At 63.2% G+C, this 17,135-nt stretch carries 16 protein-coding genes; 7 read left to right on the top strand and 9 right to left on the bottom strand.

What is annotated here, in order from left to right; all coding sequences use genetic code 11:
* Window positions 1–103: 103 nt before the first annotated feature.
* The 5 genes from lapB to cmk all read right to left on the bottom strand — a co-directional run bounded on the left by lapB (window position 104) and on the right by cmk (window position 4,742).
* Window positions 104–1,276 carry a lipopolysaccharide assembly protein LapB gene (gene lapB, locus EYV96_RS03525; protein WP_131150110.1) on the bottom strand — a complete coding sequence of 391 codons (1,173 nt, stop codon included), beginning with the start codon at window positions 1,274–1,276 and terminating at the stop codon, window positions 104–106.
* A complete protein-coding gene (locus EYV96_RS03520; RefSeq protein ID WP_131150109.1) occupies window positions 1,273–1,533 on the bottom strand; it encodes a lipopolysaccharide assembly protein LapA domain-containing protein in 261 nt (86 codons plus the stop codon). Before EYV96_RS03520 ends, lapB begins: the two co-directional genes overlap by 4 nt.
* Window positions 1,534–1,866: 333 nt before the next feature.
* Window positions 1,867–2,160, bottom strand: a complete 294-nt coding sequence (locus EYV96_RS03515; protein ID WP_131150108.1) for an integration host factor subunit beta — start codon at window positions 2,158–2,160, stop codon at window positions 1,867–1,869.
* A gap of 66 nt (window positions 2,161–2,226) precedes the next feature.
* Window positions 2,227–3,900: a 30S ribosomal protein S1 gene (rpsA, locus tag EYV96_RS03510; RefSeq protein ID WP_131150107.1), complete on the bottom strand. Its 1,674-nt coding sequence runs from the start codon at window positions 3,898–3,900 to the stop codon at window positions 2,227–2,229.
* A gap of 161 nt (window positions 3,901–4,061) precedes the next feature.
* The gene (gene cmk, locus EYV96_RS03505) at window positions 4,062–4,742 is read right to left on the bottom strand and encodes a (d)CMP kinase (RefSeq protein ID WP_131150106.1); all 681 of its coding nucleotides are present in this window, start codon (window positions 4,740–4,742) and stop codon (window positions 4,062–4,064) included.
* 109 nt (window positions 4,743–4,851) lie between these two features.
* On the opposite strand from cmk, the gene EYV96_RS03500 reads away from it, so the two are divergent.
* From EYV96_RS03500 to ykgO, 5 genes are all read left to right on the top strand, one after another.
* Window positions 4,852–5,109, top strand: a complete 258-nt coding sequence (locus EYV96_RS03500; RefSeq protein ID WP_131150105.1) for an acyl-CoA-binding protein — start codon at window positions 4,852–4,854, stop codon at window positions 5,107–5,109.
* Window positions 5,110–5,253: 144 nt separating this feature from the next.
* Entirely contained in the window at window positions 5,254–7,266 is a 2,013-nt protein-coding gene (locus EYV96_RS03495; protein WP_131150104.1) for an NADPH-dependent 2,4-dienoyl-CoA reductase, read from the top strand.
* Window positions 7,267–7,334: 68 nt separating this feature from the next.
* Window positions 7,335–7,805 carry a RidA family protein gene (locus EYV96_RS03490; RefSeq protein WP_131150103.1) on the top strand — a complete coding sequence of 157 codons (471 nt, stop codon included), beginning with the start codon at window positions 7,335–7,337 and terminating at the stop codon, window positions 7,803–7,805.
* A gap of 243 nt (window positions 7,806–8,048) precedes the next feature.
* A complete protein-coding gene (locus tag EYV96_RS03485) occupies window positions 8,049–8,960 on the top strand; it encodes a LysR substrate-binding domain-containing protein (RefSeq protein WP_131150102.1) in 912 nt (303 codons plus the stop codon).
* A 78-nt stretch (window positions 8,961–9,038) separates the two neighbouring features.
* Window positions 9,039–9,164, top strand: a complete 126-nt coding sequence (ykgO, locus tag EYV96_RS03480) for a type B 50S ribosomal protein L36 (protein WP_008215056.1) — start codon at window positions 9,039–9,041, stop codon at window positions 9,162–9,164.
* A 234-nt stretch (window positions 9,165–9,398) separates the two neighbouring features.
* On the opposite strand, the gene greA is transcribed toward ykgO, so the two are convergent.
* The 3 genes from greA to carA are packed head-to-tail and all read right to left on the bottom strand — an operon-like array spanning window position 9,399 to window position 14,231.
* Entirely contained in the window at window positions 9,399–9,878 is a 480-nt protein-coding gene (greA, locus tag EYV96_RS03475; RefSeq protein WP_131150101.1) for a transcription elongation factor GreA, read from the bottom strand.
* On the bottom strand, window positions 9,875–13,102 hold the full coding sequence (gene carB, locus EYV96_RS03470) for a carbamoyl-phosphate synthase large subunit (RefSeq protein ID WP_131150100.1): 3,228 nt from the start codon (window positions 13,100–13,102) through the stop codon (window positions 9,875–9,877). Before carB ends, greA begins: the two co-directional genes overlap by 4 nt.
* 1 nt (window position 13,103) lies before the next feature.
* On the bottom strand, window positions 13,104–14,231 hold the full coding sequence (gene carA / locus EYV96_RS03465; protein ID WP_131150099.1) for a glutamine-hydrolyzing carbamoyl-phosphate synthase small subunit: 1,128 nt from the start codon (window positions 14,229–14,231) through the stop codon (window positions 13,104–13,106).
* 320 nt (window positions 14,232–14,551) lie between these two features.
* Here carA and EYV96_RS03460 point away from each other — a divergent pair, with 320 nt between their 5' ends.
* Complete coding sequence (locus EYV96_RS03460) at window positions 14,552–15,253, top strand: 2OG-Fe(II) oxygenase (RefSeq protein WP_131150098.1); 702 nt, start codon at window positions 14,552–14,554, stop codon at window positions 15,251–15,253.
* A gap of 67 nt (window positions 15,254–15,320) precedes the next feature.
* A complete protein-coding gene (locus EYV96_RS03455) occupies window positions 15,321–16,067 on the top strand; it encodes a tetratricopeptide repeat protein (RefSeq protein WP_240732328.1) in 747 nt (248 codons plus the stop codon).
* Between the two features lie 34 nt (window positions 16,068–16,101).
* Here EYV96_RS03455 and EYV96_RS03450 read toward each other — a convergent pair whose 3' ends face one another.
* Window positions 16,102–17,106 (bottom strand): sodium:calcium antiporter, encoded by a 1,005-nt coding sequence (locus EYV96_RS03450; protein WP_131150097.1) that lies wholly within the window; start codon window positions 17,104–17,106, stop codon window positions 16,102–16,104.
* Window positions 17,107–17,135 lie beyond the last annotated feature (29 nt).

Raw genomic sequence — 17,135 nt, 5'->3', positions numbered from 1 at the left:
GCCCCGGTGATGGGCGTAGGCAATCGCACCGCGAACGATGCCCAGTGCCAGGACCAGCGCAACAAGGACCGCCCCCGCAGCCGTCAGACCCCCCATGCAACCCTCACTCGTTGGCAACACCATGGATAGGACGGATGGTGCTCCAGCTTTTGCAACTGGGGCATTGCCAATGGTGGGCCTTGGCACCGAAACCGCAACGGCTGCAGCGATACATGGCCTGGCCTTCAAGCAGCTTCTTGGTCAAATCGCGCAGGATCAGGAAGTTCTCGCGCGCTTCGCCTTCCACCTTGTCCATCGTGGCATCGATCAACGCCATCAGGCCGCGCACCGATGGACGCTGACGAAGCTGCGACGTAAGGAAGTCGATGGCGGTGCGCTCGCCGTCCCTCTGCTGGTAAAGGCGCGTAAGGGCGAGCACTGGCGATATGCCGTGGTAGCGTTCAAGCATGTCGCGCAGGAACCGCTCGGCACGCTCCATCTGCTGCGAACGCGCATAGCTATTGAGCAGCGGAGGCAGAATTTCGGGTACGAAGGCAATATCCGCCTGGATCGCCGTTTCGTAAACATCGACGGCCTTCGTGTGCTGACCTTCGTCTGCATAAAGTCGCCCCGTCAACATGAAGGCGCGCACACAGTCAGCCTGACAGGCGAAGGCCTGGTTCAAGTATTCGCCGGCATCGTGGCGGGCGCCGTGCTGTCGCGCCTGGTCGGCGAGTTCGCAGTAGAACTGCGCGATCATGCTCGACTCGTCTTCGCCCGTCATGGCTTCGAGCCGACGCGCATGCTCGATGGCTTTGTGCCAGTCACGTTCGTGCTGATAGATCGCGATCAGGTGACGCAAGGCCGAGGGCGCATGGGCGTCCATGGCGACGAGATCGGAGAACAGCGTTTCGGCACGATCGAGCAAGCCGGCGCGCATGTAGTCCTCGCCCAGCTCGAGCAAGGCGACGGTTTTCATGGCATCGGACAATCCCGGTCGGGATACCAGGTGCTGGTGCAGCCGAATCGCACGATCCACCTCGCCGCGCCGACGGAAAAGGTTTCCCAGAGCCAGATGCGTTTCCACGGTGTCGCGGTTGTATTCGGCCAGGCGAAGGAAGACCTCGATCGCCTTGTCCTGCTCTTCATTGAGCAGGTAGTTGAGACCGCGGAAGTAGTCGGACGAGAGCTCGCTTACCTGCGCACCGGAGCGCTTCACGCCGGCGCTGCGGGCGGTCCACCAGCCACACGCGAAGGCGACCGGAATCAGGAAGGCCAGCACATAGAGGGCAATCATGCGTCGACGGACTGCCTCGTTTCAGCGCGGCGACTCGCCTGCTTGCGTTCACGGCGGTGACGGCCGCTGACGCCCAGCCAGGCCGTCAGGCCACCCAGTAACCAACCGACGACAAGCGCGGTCAGCAAGGCAGCCCCTTTGGGCATCTCGAATTGAACGAAGCCGAGGTCGTAACCGACCAGATCGGCATTAAGCGCCCCCAGCACAATGCCGGCAGCGATGAACAGCAAGAGGATCACCATCACGATCAGTCGCATGGGCGCGACTTTACCTGATTGCCCTACACGGTCACAGGCGTATGGTGCGTTCTGGCTGAACAAACGTTGGGGCTGTGCGGTAACCGTGAGGGAGGCGTGAGGACCTCACGGCCTGCCGGAGCCACCGGTCCGGGCTGGTAAGCATGGGCCGGCCTCATGGCGATCAACGTCTTGCCACATCGACCGCTCGGCACGAGAAGCCAGAGGCCGTGAGAGGGGGCTGTGCGCCCCCCGGCGCGGGTTCTTTCCATGCAGACATAAAAAAAGGCAGGCCCGGCTTGTTCAGCCGTCCTGCCCTGGTCATGCCTGCGGGTCAATCCCTTGCGGGCGGACTCAGGCCTCGTCCAGCGCCTGGTTGACGCGCTCGCGCAGTTCCTTGCCCGGCTTGAAATGCGGCACGTGCTTGCCCGGGAGGGCCACCGCTTCACCAGTCTTGGGATTGCGACCCATACGCGGCGGACGGTAGTGCAGCGCAAAGCTGCCGAAACCGCGCACCTCGATACGTTCGCCATTGGAAAGCGCGTGGCTCATCTGTTCGATGACGCTCTTGACGGCCAGCTCGACATCGCCGAACGCAAGATGAGTCTGACGCCGAGCCAGCGCCTCGATCAATTCGGATTTGGTCATGGGTCCCCAATGTCCGTGACGTAAAACCGTGGGGCGGCGAGCGCCGCCCCACGTCATGCTACCTGCTTAGTCAGCCTTGTTCAGCTGTTCCTTGAGCAGAGCGCCGAGCTTGGTGGTACCGCCCGAAGCGGACGAGTACTCATTCATGGCGTCCTGCAGCTCTTCTTCGTCCTTTGCACGGATGGAGAGCTGGAGCTGGCGACCCTTACGGTCCATGCCAGTGAACTTGGCTTCGACCTTGTCGCCGACCTTCAGGTGCAGGGTCGCGTCTTCGATGCGCTCCTTGGCGATGTCGTTGGCACGGAGGTAACCCTCGATGCCTTCGCCCAGGTCGATCGTCGCACCCTTGGCGTCCACTTCCTTCACGGTACCGTTGACGATGGTGCCGCGCGGATGGGTGGCCATGAACTGACCGAACGGATCCTGCTCCATCTGCTTGATGCCGAGGGAGATGCGCTCACGCTCCGGATCCACAGCCAGCACCACGGCTTCGATCTCGTCGCCCTTCTTGAAGTTGCGAACGAGGTCTTCACCCGAGGCCTGCCACGAGATGTCGGACAGGTGGACCAGACCGTCGATGCCGCCGTCCAGGCCGATGAAGATGCCGAAGTCGGTGATCGACTTGATCTGACCGGACACCTTGTCGCCCTTCTTGTGCATGGCGGCAAAAGCTTCCCACGGGTTCGAGCGGGTCTGCTTGATACCCAGCGAGATGCGGCGACGCTCTTCATCCACGTCCAGCACCATCACTTCGGTCTCGTCGCCGACCTGCACAACCTTGGCCGGGTTGACGTTCTTGTTGGTCCAATCCATTTCGGAGACGTGGACCAGACCTTCGACGCCCGGCTCGATCTCGACGAAGCAGCCGTAATCGGTGACGTTGGAGACCTTGCCGAACAGGCGGCTGCCGACCGGGTAACGGCGGGCAATGGCGACCCACGGGTCGTCGCCCAGCTGCTTCAGGCCCAGCGAAACGCGGTTGCGCTCGCGGTCGTACTTCAGCACGCGGACGTCCAGCTCGTCGCCGACGTTGACGACTTCGGACGGGTGACGCACGCGCTTCCACGCCATGTCGGTGATGTGCAGCAGGCCGTCGATACCGCCGAGGTCCACGAACGCGCCGTAGTCGGTGAGGTTCTTGACCGTGCCCTTGACCACTGCGCCTTCGGTCAGGCGCTCCAGCAGCTTCTCGCGCTCTTCGGAGAACTCGGTCTCGACGACGGCGCGGCGGCTGACGACCACGTTGTTACGCTTGCGGTCGAGCTTGATGATCTTGAACTCGAGGTCCTTGCCTTCCAGATAGACCGGATCGCGGACCGGGCGGACGTCGACCAGCGAGCCCGGCAGGAATGCGCGGACGTCCTTGATGTCGACGGTGAAGCCGCCCTTGACCTTGCCGGAGATCTTGCCGGTGATGGTCTCTTCCTTGTCGAAGGCCTGCTCGAGATCGTCCCAAACCATGGAACGCTTGGCCTTCTCACGGGAGAGCTTGGTCTCGCCGAAGCCGTCTTCCAGGGCGTCGAGGGCAACCTTCACCTCGTCGCCAACCTGCACTTCAAGCACACCAGCCTCGTCCTTGAACTGCTCGATCGGGACGATGCCTTCGCTCTTGAGGCCAGCGTTGATCACGACGACGTCGTTGCGGATTTCCACAACGATACCCGTGACGATGGCGCCCGGCTTCAGCTTGGAGATAGCCTGTTGGCTCTGTTCAAACAGCTCGGCAAAACTTTCAGTCATGTTAATTCCAGAAATGAGAAAAGGCCGCAACCCGTAACGCGCCGTCGGTATGAATGCGCACGGATGATTCGGCCCACCGGTTGTGGGTGACTCGGGGTAACCCCTTGGCACCGTTGACCATAACCCCTGCCGCGACAGGGGCGCCTTTGCTACCGCCAGCCTCAGGACTGGACGACAGCGAGTACCTTCGCAACGACCTCGTCGATGGGCATGCCGGTGGTATCCACCAGAACAGCATCATCGGCAGGTTTGAGCGGCGCGACTGCCCGGGATGCATCACGAGCGTCACGCGCTTCAATTTCGCGCTGAAGGCCGCTAAGTGTAACGCTCAGTCCCTTTTCCTTCAACTGCTTATAGCGCCTTTTCGCGCGCTCGGCGGCGCTGGCGGTCAGGAAGACCTTGAACGCGGCGTCCGGGAAGATCACGGTACCCATATCACGCCCGTCTGCGACCAGGCCCGGCGCCTTGCGGAAGCCCAATTGCAGGTCCACCAGGGCCTGGCGGACGGTCGGAATGGAGGCGATGGCCGACGCGGCGGCGCCGGCGGTCTCCGTGCGCAGCTCGTCGGTGGCGTCATGACCGTTCACCATCACCCGCGTGTCATGTTCCCCCGGGACCGCATGGAAGCGTATCTTGACGTGCTCGGCGCAGCGGGTGACCGCCTCGGCATCGGACAGGTCCAGCCCTTCCATGCCCGCGGCGTAACCCACCGCCCGGTACAAGGCCCCCGAATCCAGCAGGCGCCAGCCCAGATGTTCGGCCACCAACCGACTGATGGTCCCCTTGCCCGATCCCGAGGGCCCGTCGATGGTCAGTACGGGAACATTAGACGAGGGGCTCATGAAGTCTCCGGGCGATCTGGCAAAGCGCTTATGTTAACGCGTTGACCCTGCTCCAGACGCATGTTATCTAGCCCGCCCATCAACTTAAGACGCGTCGCCCGCCTCGCCCATGACCGATCTAAAACGCGCGTTCGAACAAGCTGCCGAGGATGTCCAGGGCCTGGGCATGCGCCCGGACAATGACACCCTCCTGAAGCTCTACGCGCTCTACAAGCAAGGTTCCGAGGGCGATGTCCATGGTGACCAGCCCGGATTCTTCGACTTCGTCGGCACGGCCAAGTACGAGGCCTGGAAGCAACTGAGCGGCACCTCCCGCGAAGCGGCGATGCAGCGTTACATCGATCTCGTGCACCAGCTCCTGGCCTGAACCCCGGGGCCATCCGCCACCCCCATCGCTCTGACGCCCCGGCACCCGATGCCGACCGGCGCCGCCCGCTCGCGTCTGCCGCCCCTTGCTTTCCCTTCATGGGCCGGGCAAATTCATACGTCCGTTTGAATTCGCGAGGCCGCCATGCCCTATCCGCATCTGTTCGCCCCTCTGGATCTCGGGCACACGACGCTCGCGAACCGCATCCTGATGGGCTCGATGCATACGGGCCTGGAGGACAAGGCCGCCGATTTCGACAAGCTCGCCGCATTCTTTGCCGAGCGCGCCCGCGGCGGCGTGGGGCTGATGGTGAGCGGCGGCATCGCTCCCAGCATCGAAGGCTGGCTCAAGCCTTTCGGCGGCCGCATGTCGATGCCGTGGCACGTGGCACGCCATCGCAAGGTGACGCAGGCCGTCCACGCCGAAGGCGGCAAGATCTGCATGCAGATCCTCCATGCCGGCCGCTATGGCTACCACCCGCTTTCCGTGGCGCCATCGAAAATCAAATCGCCGATCACACCTTTCACGCCGCGCGCGCTTTCGTCTCGCGGCGTCGAGCGCACGATTGACGATTTCGTGCGCAGCGCCCGGCTGGCCCGCGATGCTGGCTACGATGGCGTCGAAGTCATGGGCTCGGAGGGATACCTGATCAACCAGTTCCTCACGGCCCGGACCAACCAGCGCCGTGATCGCTGGGGCGGCGGCGCCGAACAGCGCATGCAGTTTCCGATCGAGATCGTGCGGCGCATGCGCGAAAAAGTGGGCCGCGACTTCATCATCATTTATCGCTTGTCGATGCTGGACCTGGTCGACCACGCGCAGGACTGGAGCGAGATCGTCACGCTCGCCAAAGGCATCGAAGCCGCTGGCGCCAGCATCATCAACACCGGCATTGGCTGGCACGAGGCCCGCGTGCCGACCATCGTCACCAGTGTGCCGCGCGCGGGCTTCGCCTGGGTCACGCGCAAGCTCAAAGGCGAAGTCGCCATCCCGCTCGTCACGACAAACCGCATCAACATGCCGGAGGTCGCCGAGGACATCATTGCCCGCGGTGACGCGGACATGATCTCGATGGCGCGCCCGCTGCTGGCCGATCCGGCATGGGCGCTCAAGTCCCGGGACGGTCGAAGTGACCGCATCAACACCTGCATCGCGTGCAACCAGGCGTGCCTCGATCACGTATTCCAGAACAAGCGCGCCAGCTGCCTGGTGAATCCGCGCGCCTGCCATGAAACCGAGCTGCGCATCGAACCGGCGCAGGTACGCAAGCGCATTGCCGTCGTGGGTGCGGGGCCCGCGGGACTTGCATGCGCAAGCACCCTCGGCGAACGCGGGCACGAGGTCACGCTGTTTGATCAGGCCACGCGCATTGGTGGCCAGTTCAATTACGCCAAGCGGATTCCGGGCAAGGAAGAATTCCACGAAACGCTGCGCTATTTCGAGCACCGGCTGACCGATACCAAAGTGAACGTCAAACTCGGCAGCCTGGTCGATGCATCGCAGCTCCAGGGCTTCGATGACATCGTGGTCGCCACGGGCATCACGCCGCGCCGGGTGAGCTTCCCTGGCAGCGACGATGCACGCGTCCTGAGTTACCTGGACGTACTCGAGAAGGACCACCCCGTCGGCGCACGGGTGGCGATCATCGGTGCCGGTGGCATCGGCTTCGACGTCGCCGAGTTCCTCATCGAACACGCCCCCTCGCCCACCACGGATGTTGCGCGCTGGACGCGCGAATGGGGTGTGGACATGTCGTTGAGCCAGCGTGGTGGTTTGCAGAAGCCTCAACCGGAATCGCCGGCACGCCAGGTTTGGTTGCTGCAGCGAAGCGAAGGCCGGCCCGGCGCGCGGCTCAACAAGACCACGGGCTGGGTGCATCGCGCCACGCTCAAGGCGAAGCAAGTGCAGATGCTTGGAGGCGTCACTTACGAACGCTTTGACGACGACGGCCTGCACGTCACGATTGACGGTAAGGCACAGGTCTTGCCAGTCGACAACGTCATCGTCTGCGCGGGCCAGGAGCCACGACGCCGCCTGGCTGATGATGCGATGGCACTCGGCCTGAAGGTGCACGTCATCGGTGGCGCCGATGTCGCCGCCGAGCTCGATGCCAAGCGGGCCATTGATCAGGGAACGCGTCTGGCCGCGAGGCTTTGACCGCCCCGCGATAGACAACGACTCGCCTTTGTGGTCATGGTGGGTACTCCATCCGCGGAGTCCCCAACATGCATGTTGCCGCTCGTTCGATTGCCTTTCTCGCTTGCGTGACGGCTGCCTGCGCCCCGGCGCAAGCCAGTGATGCCCGACATCTCAATCCCTCCGGCATGCCGAAAACCAACGGCTACAGCCACGTCGTGAATGTGCCTGAAGCACGGCACGTGATTTATGTATCCGGACAGCTCGGCATCGATGCCAACGGCAAGCTTGCCCCCGACTTTCGAAGCGAAGCGACACAGGCGTTCGAGAACGTCAGGAAAGCCCTCGCAGCGGCCGGGGCGGACTTCAAGGACGTGGTGCGCCTGAACATCTACGTGACCAACATGGATGCGCAGATGATCACCCTGCGCGAGGTGCGCAACCGCTACATCGATATGGCCAACCCACCCGCCAGCACGGCGCTTGAGATCAAGCGACTGGTCGTGCCGACGGCCAACGTTGAAATCGAGGTCACAGCGGTGCTGCCCGATCGCTCGTAAGCACAGGCTGATATCCGTGTATTTGGGGATTCGGGGGGCGCAGGAAAGAAAGCGCCCCGCCAGCGACGCGTCGATAGCGGGTCAGGGGGAGGGACCGGGTATCGCGGGGGTAGCGTCGCTGCGGGGCGAGGGTCGCCGCCACCTGGGGGGAGGGGACGGTGGCGGGACGTTGCGAAATATACGCTCGCGTCCGGCTCGCCTCCAATATATATTTTGGTCGTAACTTATCTGAAACACATATATATGTTCGATTTTCGACAGCTTAGGTACTTCGTGGCGGTGGCTGAAGAGCTCAGCTTCACTCGGGCTGCGCAGCGCCTGCACATTTCGCAACCCCCACTTTCCCAGCAGATTCAAGCCCTTGAGACTGATCTTGGGGTTCGATTGTTCGATCGAAACAAGCGCAACGTGGCGCTTTCCGAGCCGGGGAGAGTTTTCCTGGAGCAGGCACGACAGATCCTAGCCAAAGCCGATGAGGCCCGTTCCCAGGTCACTCAGGCCGCCGCAGGCTTCACCGGGCAGCTCCGTCTGGCCTATACCGTCTCGGTGACGTTCCACCCCTCCTTGCCACAGACCCTGCTTCGCTATGGGCGCCATGCGCCGCAAGTTCGGGTCATCCTCAGCGAGATGTACACAGAACCGCAGTTTTCAGCCCTGCTCGCAGGCGAGCTGGATGTCGGTTTTGTCCGTGACCTGCCCCACCACACCGACGCCCGACTCCTGCGTCTGGACGAAATCGACCGGGAGCCCCTGCTGCTCGCCCTCCCCTCCGAGCATCGCCTGGCGGGGCGTCAGCGCATCTGGCTGCACGAAGTGGCGGATGAACCTTTTGTCGTACAACCCCGCGAACTGGCCGCCACCTTGTACGACCGTCTCGCGCATATCGCCGCCAAGGCGAACTTCCACCCCCTGATCCGCCAGCATGCCCAGCAAATCAATGGCTTGTTGATGCTGGTGGCCGCCGGCATGGGCCTGGCGCTGATCCCGGCGTCGATGTGTACGGTTGCCCTGGCGGGCGTCAGCTATGTGGAACTGGAAGATCCGGACGCCTACATGTTGCTTGCCGTGGCCAGTCAACGCGAAAATACCTCCCCTGTGCTTCAGCAATTCCTGAATGTGGTGGCTGAATCGCGCGTCATGCCCAAATTGTTGTGAGACTGGACTTGTTCTAATCCAATCAAGCAGCTACACTTTCGGGCTCTCGTCTTTATACGTATGTTTCAGGAGCTGGCCGTGAAGGTGCTTTCCTCTTTGAAGTCCGCCAAGCAGCGGCACCGTGACTGCAAGGTTGTGCGCCGTCGCGGCAAGGTTTTCGTGATCTGCAAGAGCAACCCGCGTTTCAAGGCTCGTCAGCGCTAATTTCAGCTGCTCGTACGAACTTGCAAAAAGCCGCCCTCAAGGCGGCTTTTTTGTGGCCTGCGATCTACGGAGGCGCTCGCCCGCGGAGCGCTTCGGAAACCGGCAGCGCACGCCCAGGCCGATCCCACCCCCACCAATAACAAGGCCGACTGAAGGTATGCCCCTCAGCCGGCCCTGTTGATCCGGAGCACCACCCGATGCGCAGATGTCGCGCACCCGGCGACGACACCGTCCTTATGCGTCGTAGTTGACGCCCGTGATCTCGTAACGTTTCACGCCGTTGGGCGCCTTGAACTCAAAGCTATCCCCCGCACTCTTCCCGATCAGGGCACGAGCGATGGGCGACGACACCGCAATCAGACGCTGCTTGATGTCCGCTTCGAGATCGCCAACGATCTGGTAGGTCACGGCCTCACCGCTATCTTCGTCTTCCAGATCGACCGTGGCACCAAAGACCACACGCGTACCCGCAGCCAGACGGGCCACGTCGATCACCTCCGCCGTGGACAGCGCGCCTTCGAGTTCCGCAATGCGACCCTCGGTAAAGCTCTGCTGCTCACGGGCGGCGTGATATTCGGCGTTTTCCTTCAGGTCGCCATGCGCACGCGCCTCGGCGATGGCCGCGATGATCCGCGGCCGGTCGACGGACTTCAGGCGCTCCAGTTCGGCCTTGAGGCGCTCCGAACCTTTCTTGGTGATGGGCGCGCGACTCATGCGTTCAATTCCTTATGAAGTTCCTGCAGGCTGTGCACTTCGCCGGCACCGTGGTAATCCAGCGAGTGCACGAGCGCGCGGGCACCTGCGACGGTCGTGGAGTACGTGACGCGATGCTGCAAGGCTTCGCGGCGGATCGAGAACGAGTCGGCGATCGCCTGCTTGCCCTCGGTCGTGTTGACGATGTAGACGACTTCGCCGTTCTTGATCAGGTCGACGATGTGCGGGCGGCCCTCGGCCACCTTGTTGATGCGCTCGCAATCGACACCGTGATCGGCCAGGTACTTCGCCGTGCCTTCCGTCGCCACCAGGCTGAAGCCCTTGGAGATGGCCTCGCGCGCTACCGGCAGCAGGCGATCCTTATCGGCGTCACGCACCGACACGAACACCTTGCCCTTCGGCGGTGTCTTGATGCCAGCAGCATCGTGACCGCGCGCGAAGGCGGCGCCGAAACTGCGGCCCACACCCATCACTTCGCCCGTGGAGCGCATTTCCGGCCCGAGGATCGGATCGACGTTCTGGAACTTCAGGAACGGGAAGATCGCTTCCTTCACCGAGTAGTACGACGGAATCACTTCCTTGGTCGCGTTCTGCTGGATCAGGGTACGACCGGCCATCGCACGCGCGGCAATCTTGGCCAGCGGCACGCCGGTGGCCTTCGACACGAACGGGACGGTACGCGAAGCACGCGGGTTCACCTCGAGGATGAACACCGTGTCGCCCTGGATGGCGAACTGCGTGTTCATCAGGCCAATGACCTTCAGCTCCTTCGCCATGGCGGCGACCTGGCGGCGCAGTTCGTCCTGCACTTCCGGGGTCAGCGAGTAAGGCGGCAGCGAGCAGGACGAGTCGCCCGAATGGACGCCGGCTTCCTCGATGTGCTCCATGATGCCGCCCACCAGCACGTTGCCTTCGGCGTCGGCGATGATATCGACGTCCACTTCCACGGCATGATCCAGGAAGCGATCCAGCAGCACCGGCGAATCGTTCGACACCTGCACCGCTTCGCGGATGTAGCGCGAGAGGTCGGCATCGCCGTAGACGATTTCCATGGCACGGCCACCCAGCACGTAGCTCGGGCGCACCACCAGCGGGTAGCCGATTTCGCGCGCCAGCGCGAGCGCTTCGTCAGCGTTGCGTGCGGTGCGGTTCGGCGGCTGCTTCAGGCCGATCTTTTCGATCATCTGCTGGAAGCGTTCGCGATCTTCGGCCAGGTCGATGGAGTCCGGCGAGGTGCCGATGACCGGCGCACCGGCAGCTTCGAGCGCACGCGCCAGCTTCAGCGGGGTCTGGCCGCCGTACTGCACGATCACGCCCTTGGGCTTTTCCAGATCCACGATTTCCAGCACGTCTTCAAGCGTCAGCGGCTCGAAATACAGGCGATCGGAGGTGTCGTAGTCGGTCGAAACGGTTTCCGGGTTGCAGTTGACCATGATGGTTTCAAAACCATCCTCGCGCAGGGCGAGCGCGGCGTGCACGCAGCAGTAGTCGAACTCGATACCCTGGCCGATGCGGTTCGGACCGCCGCCCAGCACGATGATCTTGTCGCGATTGGTCGGGTTGGCTTCGCACTCTTCCTCGTAGGTCGAGTACATGTAGGCCGTGGTCGTGGCGAATTCGGCGGCGCAGGAGTCGACGCGCTTGTACACCGGACGCACGCCCAGCGTGCGGCGCAGATGACGCACGGCGGCTTCGTCCGAACCGATCAGCTCGGCCATGCGTGCGTCGGAGAAACCCATGCGCTTGAGTTCACGCATGCGGCCGGCATCCAGCGCGGTGATGCCCTGCGCCTGGATTTCCTTCTCCGTCAGAACGATGTCTTCGAACGCGGCCAGGAACCACGGGTCGACACGGCTGAGGCCATAGACCTCGTCCAGCGTCAGGCCGGCGCGGAAAGCATCAGCGAGGTGGAACACGCGATCGGGACGCGGCTCACGCAGCTCGCGCTTGAGCGTGGCAACGCCTTCGTCGGTGGTGATGTCCAGACCCGTCGGGTTGAGACCGGTCTTGCCGATTTCCAGGCCACGCAGCGCCTTCTGCAGCGATTCGTGGAAAGTGCGGCCCATCGCCATCACTTCACCCACCGACTTCATCTGCGTGGTGAGGCGGGCGTCGGCAGCCGGGAATTTCTCGAAGGCAAAGCGCGGAATCTTGGTGACGACGTAATCGATCGACGGCTCGAACGACGCCGGGGTCAGGCCACCGGTGATGTCATTCTTCAGCTCGTCGAGCGTGTAGCCGACGGCCAGCTTTGCGGCGATCTTGGCGATCGGGAAGCCGGTGGCCTTGGAGGCCAGCGCCGACGAGCGCGACACACGCGGATTCATCTCGATGACCACCACGCGGCCGTCTTCGGCATTGATGCCGAACTGCACGTTGGAGCCGCCGGTATCGACGCCGATCTTGCGCAGCACCGCGATGGAAGCATCGCGCAGGCGCTGGTATTCCTTGTCGGTCAGCGTCTGGGCCGGAGCCACGGTAATCGAGTCACCCGTGTGCACGCCCATCGGGTCGAGGTTTTCGATGGAGCACACGATGATGCAGTTGTCCGCCTTGTCGCGGACCACTTCCATCTCGAACTCCTTCCAGCCCAGCACCGATTCCTCGACGAGGATTTCGTGCACGGGCGAGAGTTCGAGACCGCGCTTGGCGATTTCCTCGAACTCTTCCTTGTTGTAGGCAATGCCGCCACCCGAACCACCCAGCGTGAAGCTCGGACGGATGATGGTGGGGAAGCCGACCTTGGCCTGGATTTCCACGGCCTGCTCGAAGTTGCGGGCCACTTCAGCCTTCGGGCATTCCAGGCCGATGTCGGCCATGGCAATGCGGAACAGTTCGCGGTCTTCGGCCATGCGGATGGCTTCGCGCGAGGCGCCGATCAGCTCGACGTTGTACTTTTCCAGCACGCCGTTGTCGGCGAGGTCCAGCGCGCAGTTGAGGCCGGTCTGGCCACCCATGGTGGGCAGCACGGCGTCCGGACGCTCCTTGGCAATGATCGCTTCCACCGTCTGCCAGTTGATCGGCTCGATGTAGACGGCGTCGGCCGTCTCCGGGTCGGTCATGATCGTGGCGGGGTTGGAGTTGACCAGGATGACGCGGTAACCCTCTTCCTTCAGCGCCTTGCAGGCCTGGGCGCCGGAGTAGTCGAACTCACAGGCCTGGCCGATGACGATCGGGCCGGCGCCGATGATGAGGATGCTCTTGATATCGGTGCGCTTTGCCATCTCAGCGGGCCTCCTGCATCAGCTTGGAGAAACGTTCGAACAGGTAGCCGATGTCGTGCGGACCCGGGCTTGCTTCCGGGTGACCCTGGAAGCAGAACGCCGGACGGTCGGTGAGCGCAAAGCCCTGCAGCGAACCATCGAACAGCGAAGAGTGAGTGACGCGCACGTTGGCCGGCAGCGTGGCCGGGTCCACCGCAAAACCGTGGTTCTGCGAGGTGATCAGCACGCGGCCGTCGTCGTGGTCCTTCACCGGGTGGTTCGCGCCGTGATGGCCGAACTTCATCTTGAGGGTCTTGGCACCCAGGGCCAGGCCCATGATCTGATGGCCCAGGCAGATGCCAAACAGCGGGATCTTTGCCTCGAGCAAGGCCTTGGTGGCCTCGATGGCGTAGTCGCAGGCGGCCGGATCGCCGGGGCCATTGGACAGGAACACGCCATCGGGCTTCATCGCCAGCACGTCGGCGGCAGGCGTTTGCGCCGGCACCACCGTGATGTCGCAACCCTGCTCGGCAAGCAGGCGGAAAATGTTGTGCTTGGTGCCGAAGTCGTAGGCGACGACCTTGAAGCGCTTGGCCGGCTGGTTGAAGGCCGTCTTGTCGAGGTCGTAGACGCCTTCCTGCCACTGGTAAGGCGCGGTGACGCTGACCACCTTGGCCAGGTCCATGCCATTGAGGCCCGGGAAGGCACGCGCCTTGGCCAGCGCCGTCTCGGCGTCGACGTGGTCGCCGGCGAGAATGCAGCCCGACAGCGCGCCCTTGTCACGCAAGATGCGCGTGAGGCGGCGCGTGTCGATACCGGCGATGGCTACGATGCCATGGCGCTTGAGGTAATCGGGCAGGCTCTCGGTGCTGCGCCAGTTGCTGGCCCGGCGCGGAACGTCGCGCACGATCAGGCCGGCGGCGTGCACGGCGGTGGACTCGGCGTCCTCGGCATTGACGCCGGTGTTGCCGATGTGGGGATAAGTCAGGGTAACGATCTGACGCGAGTACGAGGGATCGGTGAGGATCTCCTGGTAGCCGGTCATGGCGGTGTTGAAAACCACCTCACCGACGGTTTCACCAGTCGCGCCCACGGCATGGCCGTGGAACACGCTGCCATCTTCGAGGGCAAGCAGAGCGGGAGTAGGCATGGAGGCCGCCTTTTAGGTGCAGCAAAGTCCGCAAGCCGCTGGAAGCAGGCTTGTGGACCTTGGTCGAGGAAAGTCACAGGGCGGGTCGCAATGATAGGTGCGAGGGGGCTTTCTGTCCACAGAAACGAACGTGAAAACGACGTCTTCGTGGCAAGTATTTGATGCTTCTGCGACGGCGTTTAGGTCCACGTTAGCCGCGAGGCCCCATGGACCGGGCTCGCGGTCGATGGCGAACATTCCACCATGAGACGTCTCCACGATTCGTAAACAGGGCCCACGCGCTAAACTAGGCCGCGCTTTGATGGAGATCTGCACCCCTTATGAACGCTGCCGCTGCCGTTCTGCTCGATCCGGCTCGTCTCGACCGTCCCGACACGGATGTCCGGCACGATCCCTTCCCGTTCATGATCGCCCACGGGCAGCTACCCGATGAATTCCGTTCCGAGCTGGAGCGCGATTTCCCACGCTATGCCAGCGCCGGTTTCTTTCCCTACGACGCCAGCGACTGCGGCCCGACCATCAACGCCCTGGTCCAGCGTCTCACCACGCCCGAGTTTGCCAGCGCCATCGGCACCCGCCTGGGCATCGACAACCTGGGTGGCTACCCGACTCTGGTGACCCTGTGCCGCTCGCTCAACAGGCGCCACGGCACCATCCACACGGACAGCCGCTCCAAGGTGGCCACCGCCCTGCTCTACCTGAATACCCAGTGGCCGGACACCAGCGATGGCTGCCTGCGCTTCCTTGGCAGCATCGACAACATCGATGACATCGTCGCGCCGGAGCTCAAGCCTCTGTATGGCGAGTTTGCGGTGTTCAAGCGTTGCGACAACTCCTTCCATGGCCATCTGCCGTACGAAGGCGAGCGTCGGGTGATCCAGGTGGCCTGGCTGACCAGCGAAGAAGAAAAGCTGCGCAAGACCAAGCGCGGCAAGTTCGCCCGGGCCTTCAAGAAGATCTTTGGAGCGCTGGACCGCCGACTCGGCGCCGGCCGCGACCGCAACGCCGCGCACCGCGACTGAGCTTCCGCACCCCCGGCGGCTTGACGTAGCATGCCGGGTTTCGGGTCAACGCTACCGGGGGGCACGCGTGCCGATTCTTTTTTACCTCTCCATCGCCATGCAGGTGGCGTGCATCGTGCATGTCATTCGCACGAATCGACCCTTCTACTGGATCGTCTTCCTCGTCATCGGTTCGTACCTGACGATCCTGGTGTATACGATCGTCGCGATCATCCCCGACCTGCGCCATGACCCACGCGGTCGCCAGGTGGCCCGCAAGGCCGTGGCAGTCATCGACCCACAACGTCGACGCCGTGAGTTGCAGCGCCAGATCCAGCTGAGCAACACCGTGGAAAACCGTCGCCGCCTTGCGGACGAATGCCTGCAATCCGGTGACTGCGCCAATGCGCTGGAGTTGTTTGATGGCTTACTTGCTGGCATGTACGCCACCGATCCCGACTTCATGCTGGGCAAAGCCCAGGCCCAGGCCGGACTGAATGATTTCGCCGGCGCGCGACAGACCCTTGATGCGTTGATCGCCGCCAATCCGAATTACCGCTCGACCGATGGCCACCTGCTGTATGCACGCAGCCTTGAAGCCCTCGGTGAAACGGACAAGGCGCTGGATGAATACCGCGTGCTGGCCGATAGCTATCCCGGCGAAGAGGGCCGGTTTCGTTACGCCGCCTTGCTCGCGCGCACGCAGCGGATCACCGAGGCGCGTGAGGTACTGAACGGATTGCTCGATCGGGCCAGGCTGATGCCCGGCTACTACCGCCGGAAGGAAAAGGAATGGCTGGCAGCCGCCCGGTCCGAGCTGGCCCGCCTGCCGTAGCACTGAGCACCGCGACAGGCCGGCCAACGCAGGCTCAGCCCACGGCAAAATGCCAGGCGACAAACGCGGCGAAAACGGCATAGAGCAAGCCCACGGGCACGAGCCAGCGCGCATCCACCCGACCGCGACGGAACAGCCACCACAGGTAGATGATCGCCACGCCGGTTACCAGGCCAGCCACCATCAGCGGGGCATCGAAGAGCCACGGCGTGGCGAACAGCGCGAGCGCACTGGGAATCGTGGCCTGGATCATCATGGCGCCGGAAATGTTGGCAAGCGCCAGCCGCTCTTTGCCCTGGCGCACCCAGATCAGCGCATTGACCGTTTCCGGCAGCTCCGTCGCGACCGGGCTCAACACCAGCGCCACCAGATGCGGGGACAGCTGCAGCGCCAGGCCAATGGCTTCGATCTGTTTGACAAACGTATGCGAGGCCAGGGCGATGACCACCAACGCCAGCACCGTCTGCAGAAACACGCGTGACATAGCAGGATTGTCGGCCTGCGGCTGGAACTTGAGGGGCTCCAGCTCCTCTTCCTCTGGCGCCGTGTCACCGTCCTTCAGCTCACGCCACACGTAAAGCGCATAGGCCACCAGGAACATCACGCCCAGCCAGGGCTTGATCGCAAAAGCGACCAGGCCCAGTCCACACTTCACGACGAAAATGCCCAGGAACCACGACTGGTCTCGTGCCAGTCGCCCGTGATCGACGCGAACCAGCATGTCGCCGCGCCGCAACCGCTTTCGATTCATCCACAGGGCCACACCGACCACCGCATAGGCGATCGTCGCCAGCACCAGCGGGCCACCCAGGGCGGCGCCCACGCCAATGTCCTTTTGTTCAGCCGACTTGCCAAAGACGACGGCGACAAAGGTCACCGCGCTTTCGGGCAACGCCGTACCGAAGGCCGCCAGCACGGTGCCCGTCGCGGTGGCGCCAAGGCTGAGCTTGCGACCGAACCACTCGACGCCATTGACGAAGTACTCGCAGGCGAAATAGATCGCACCCGCGGAAAGCAGGAACAGCAAAGCGGTAAGCATGGAATATCCGGGCCGGGCGAGCGAAAAAC

Source organism: Dyella terrae (assembly GCF_004322705.1).
Lineage (GTDB): Bacteria > Pseudomonadota > Gammaproteobacteria > Xanthomonadales > Rhodanobacteraceae > Dyella_D > Dyella_D terrae.
Note: the sequence above shows the minus strand (reverse complement) of the source record. Positions and strands in the feature narration are given on the sequence as shown.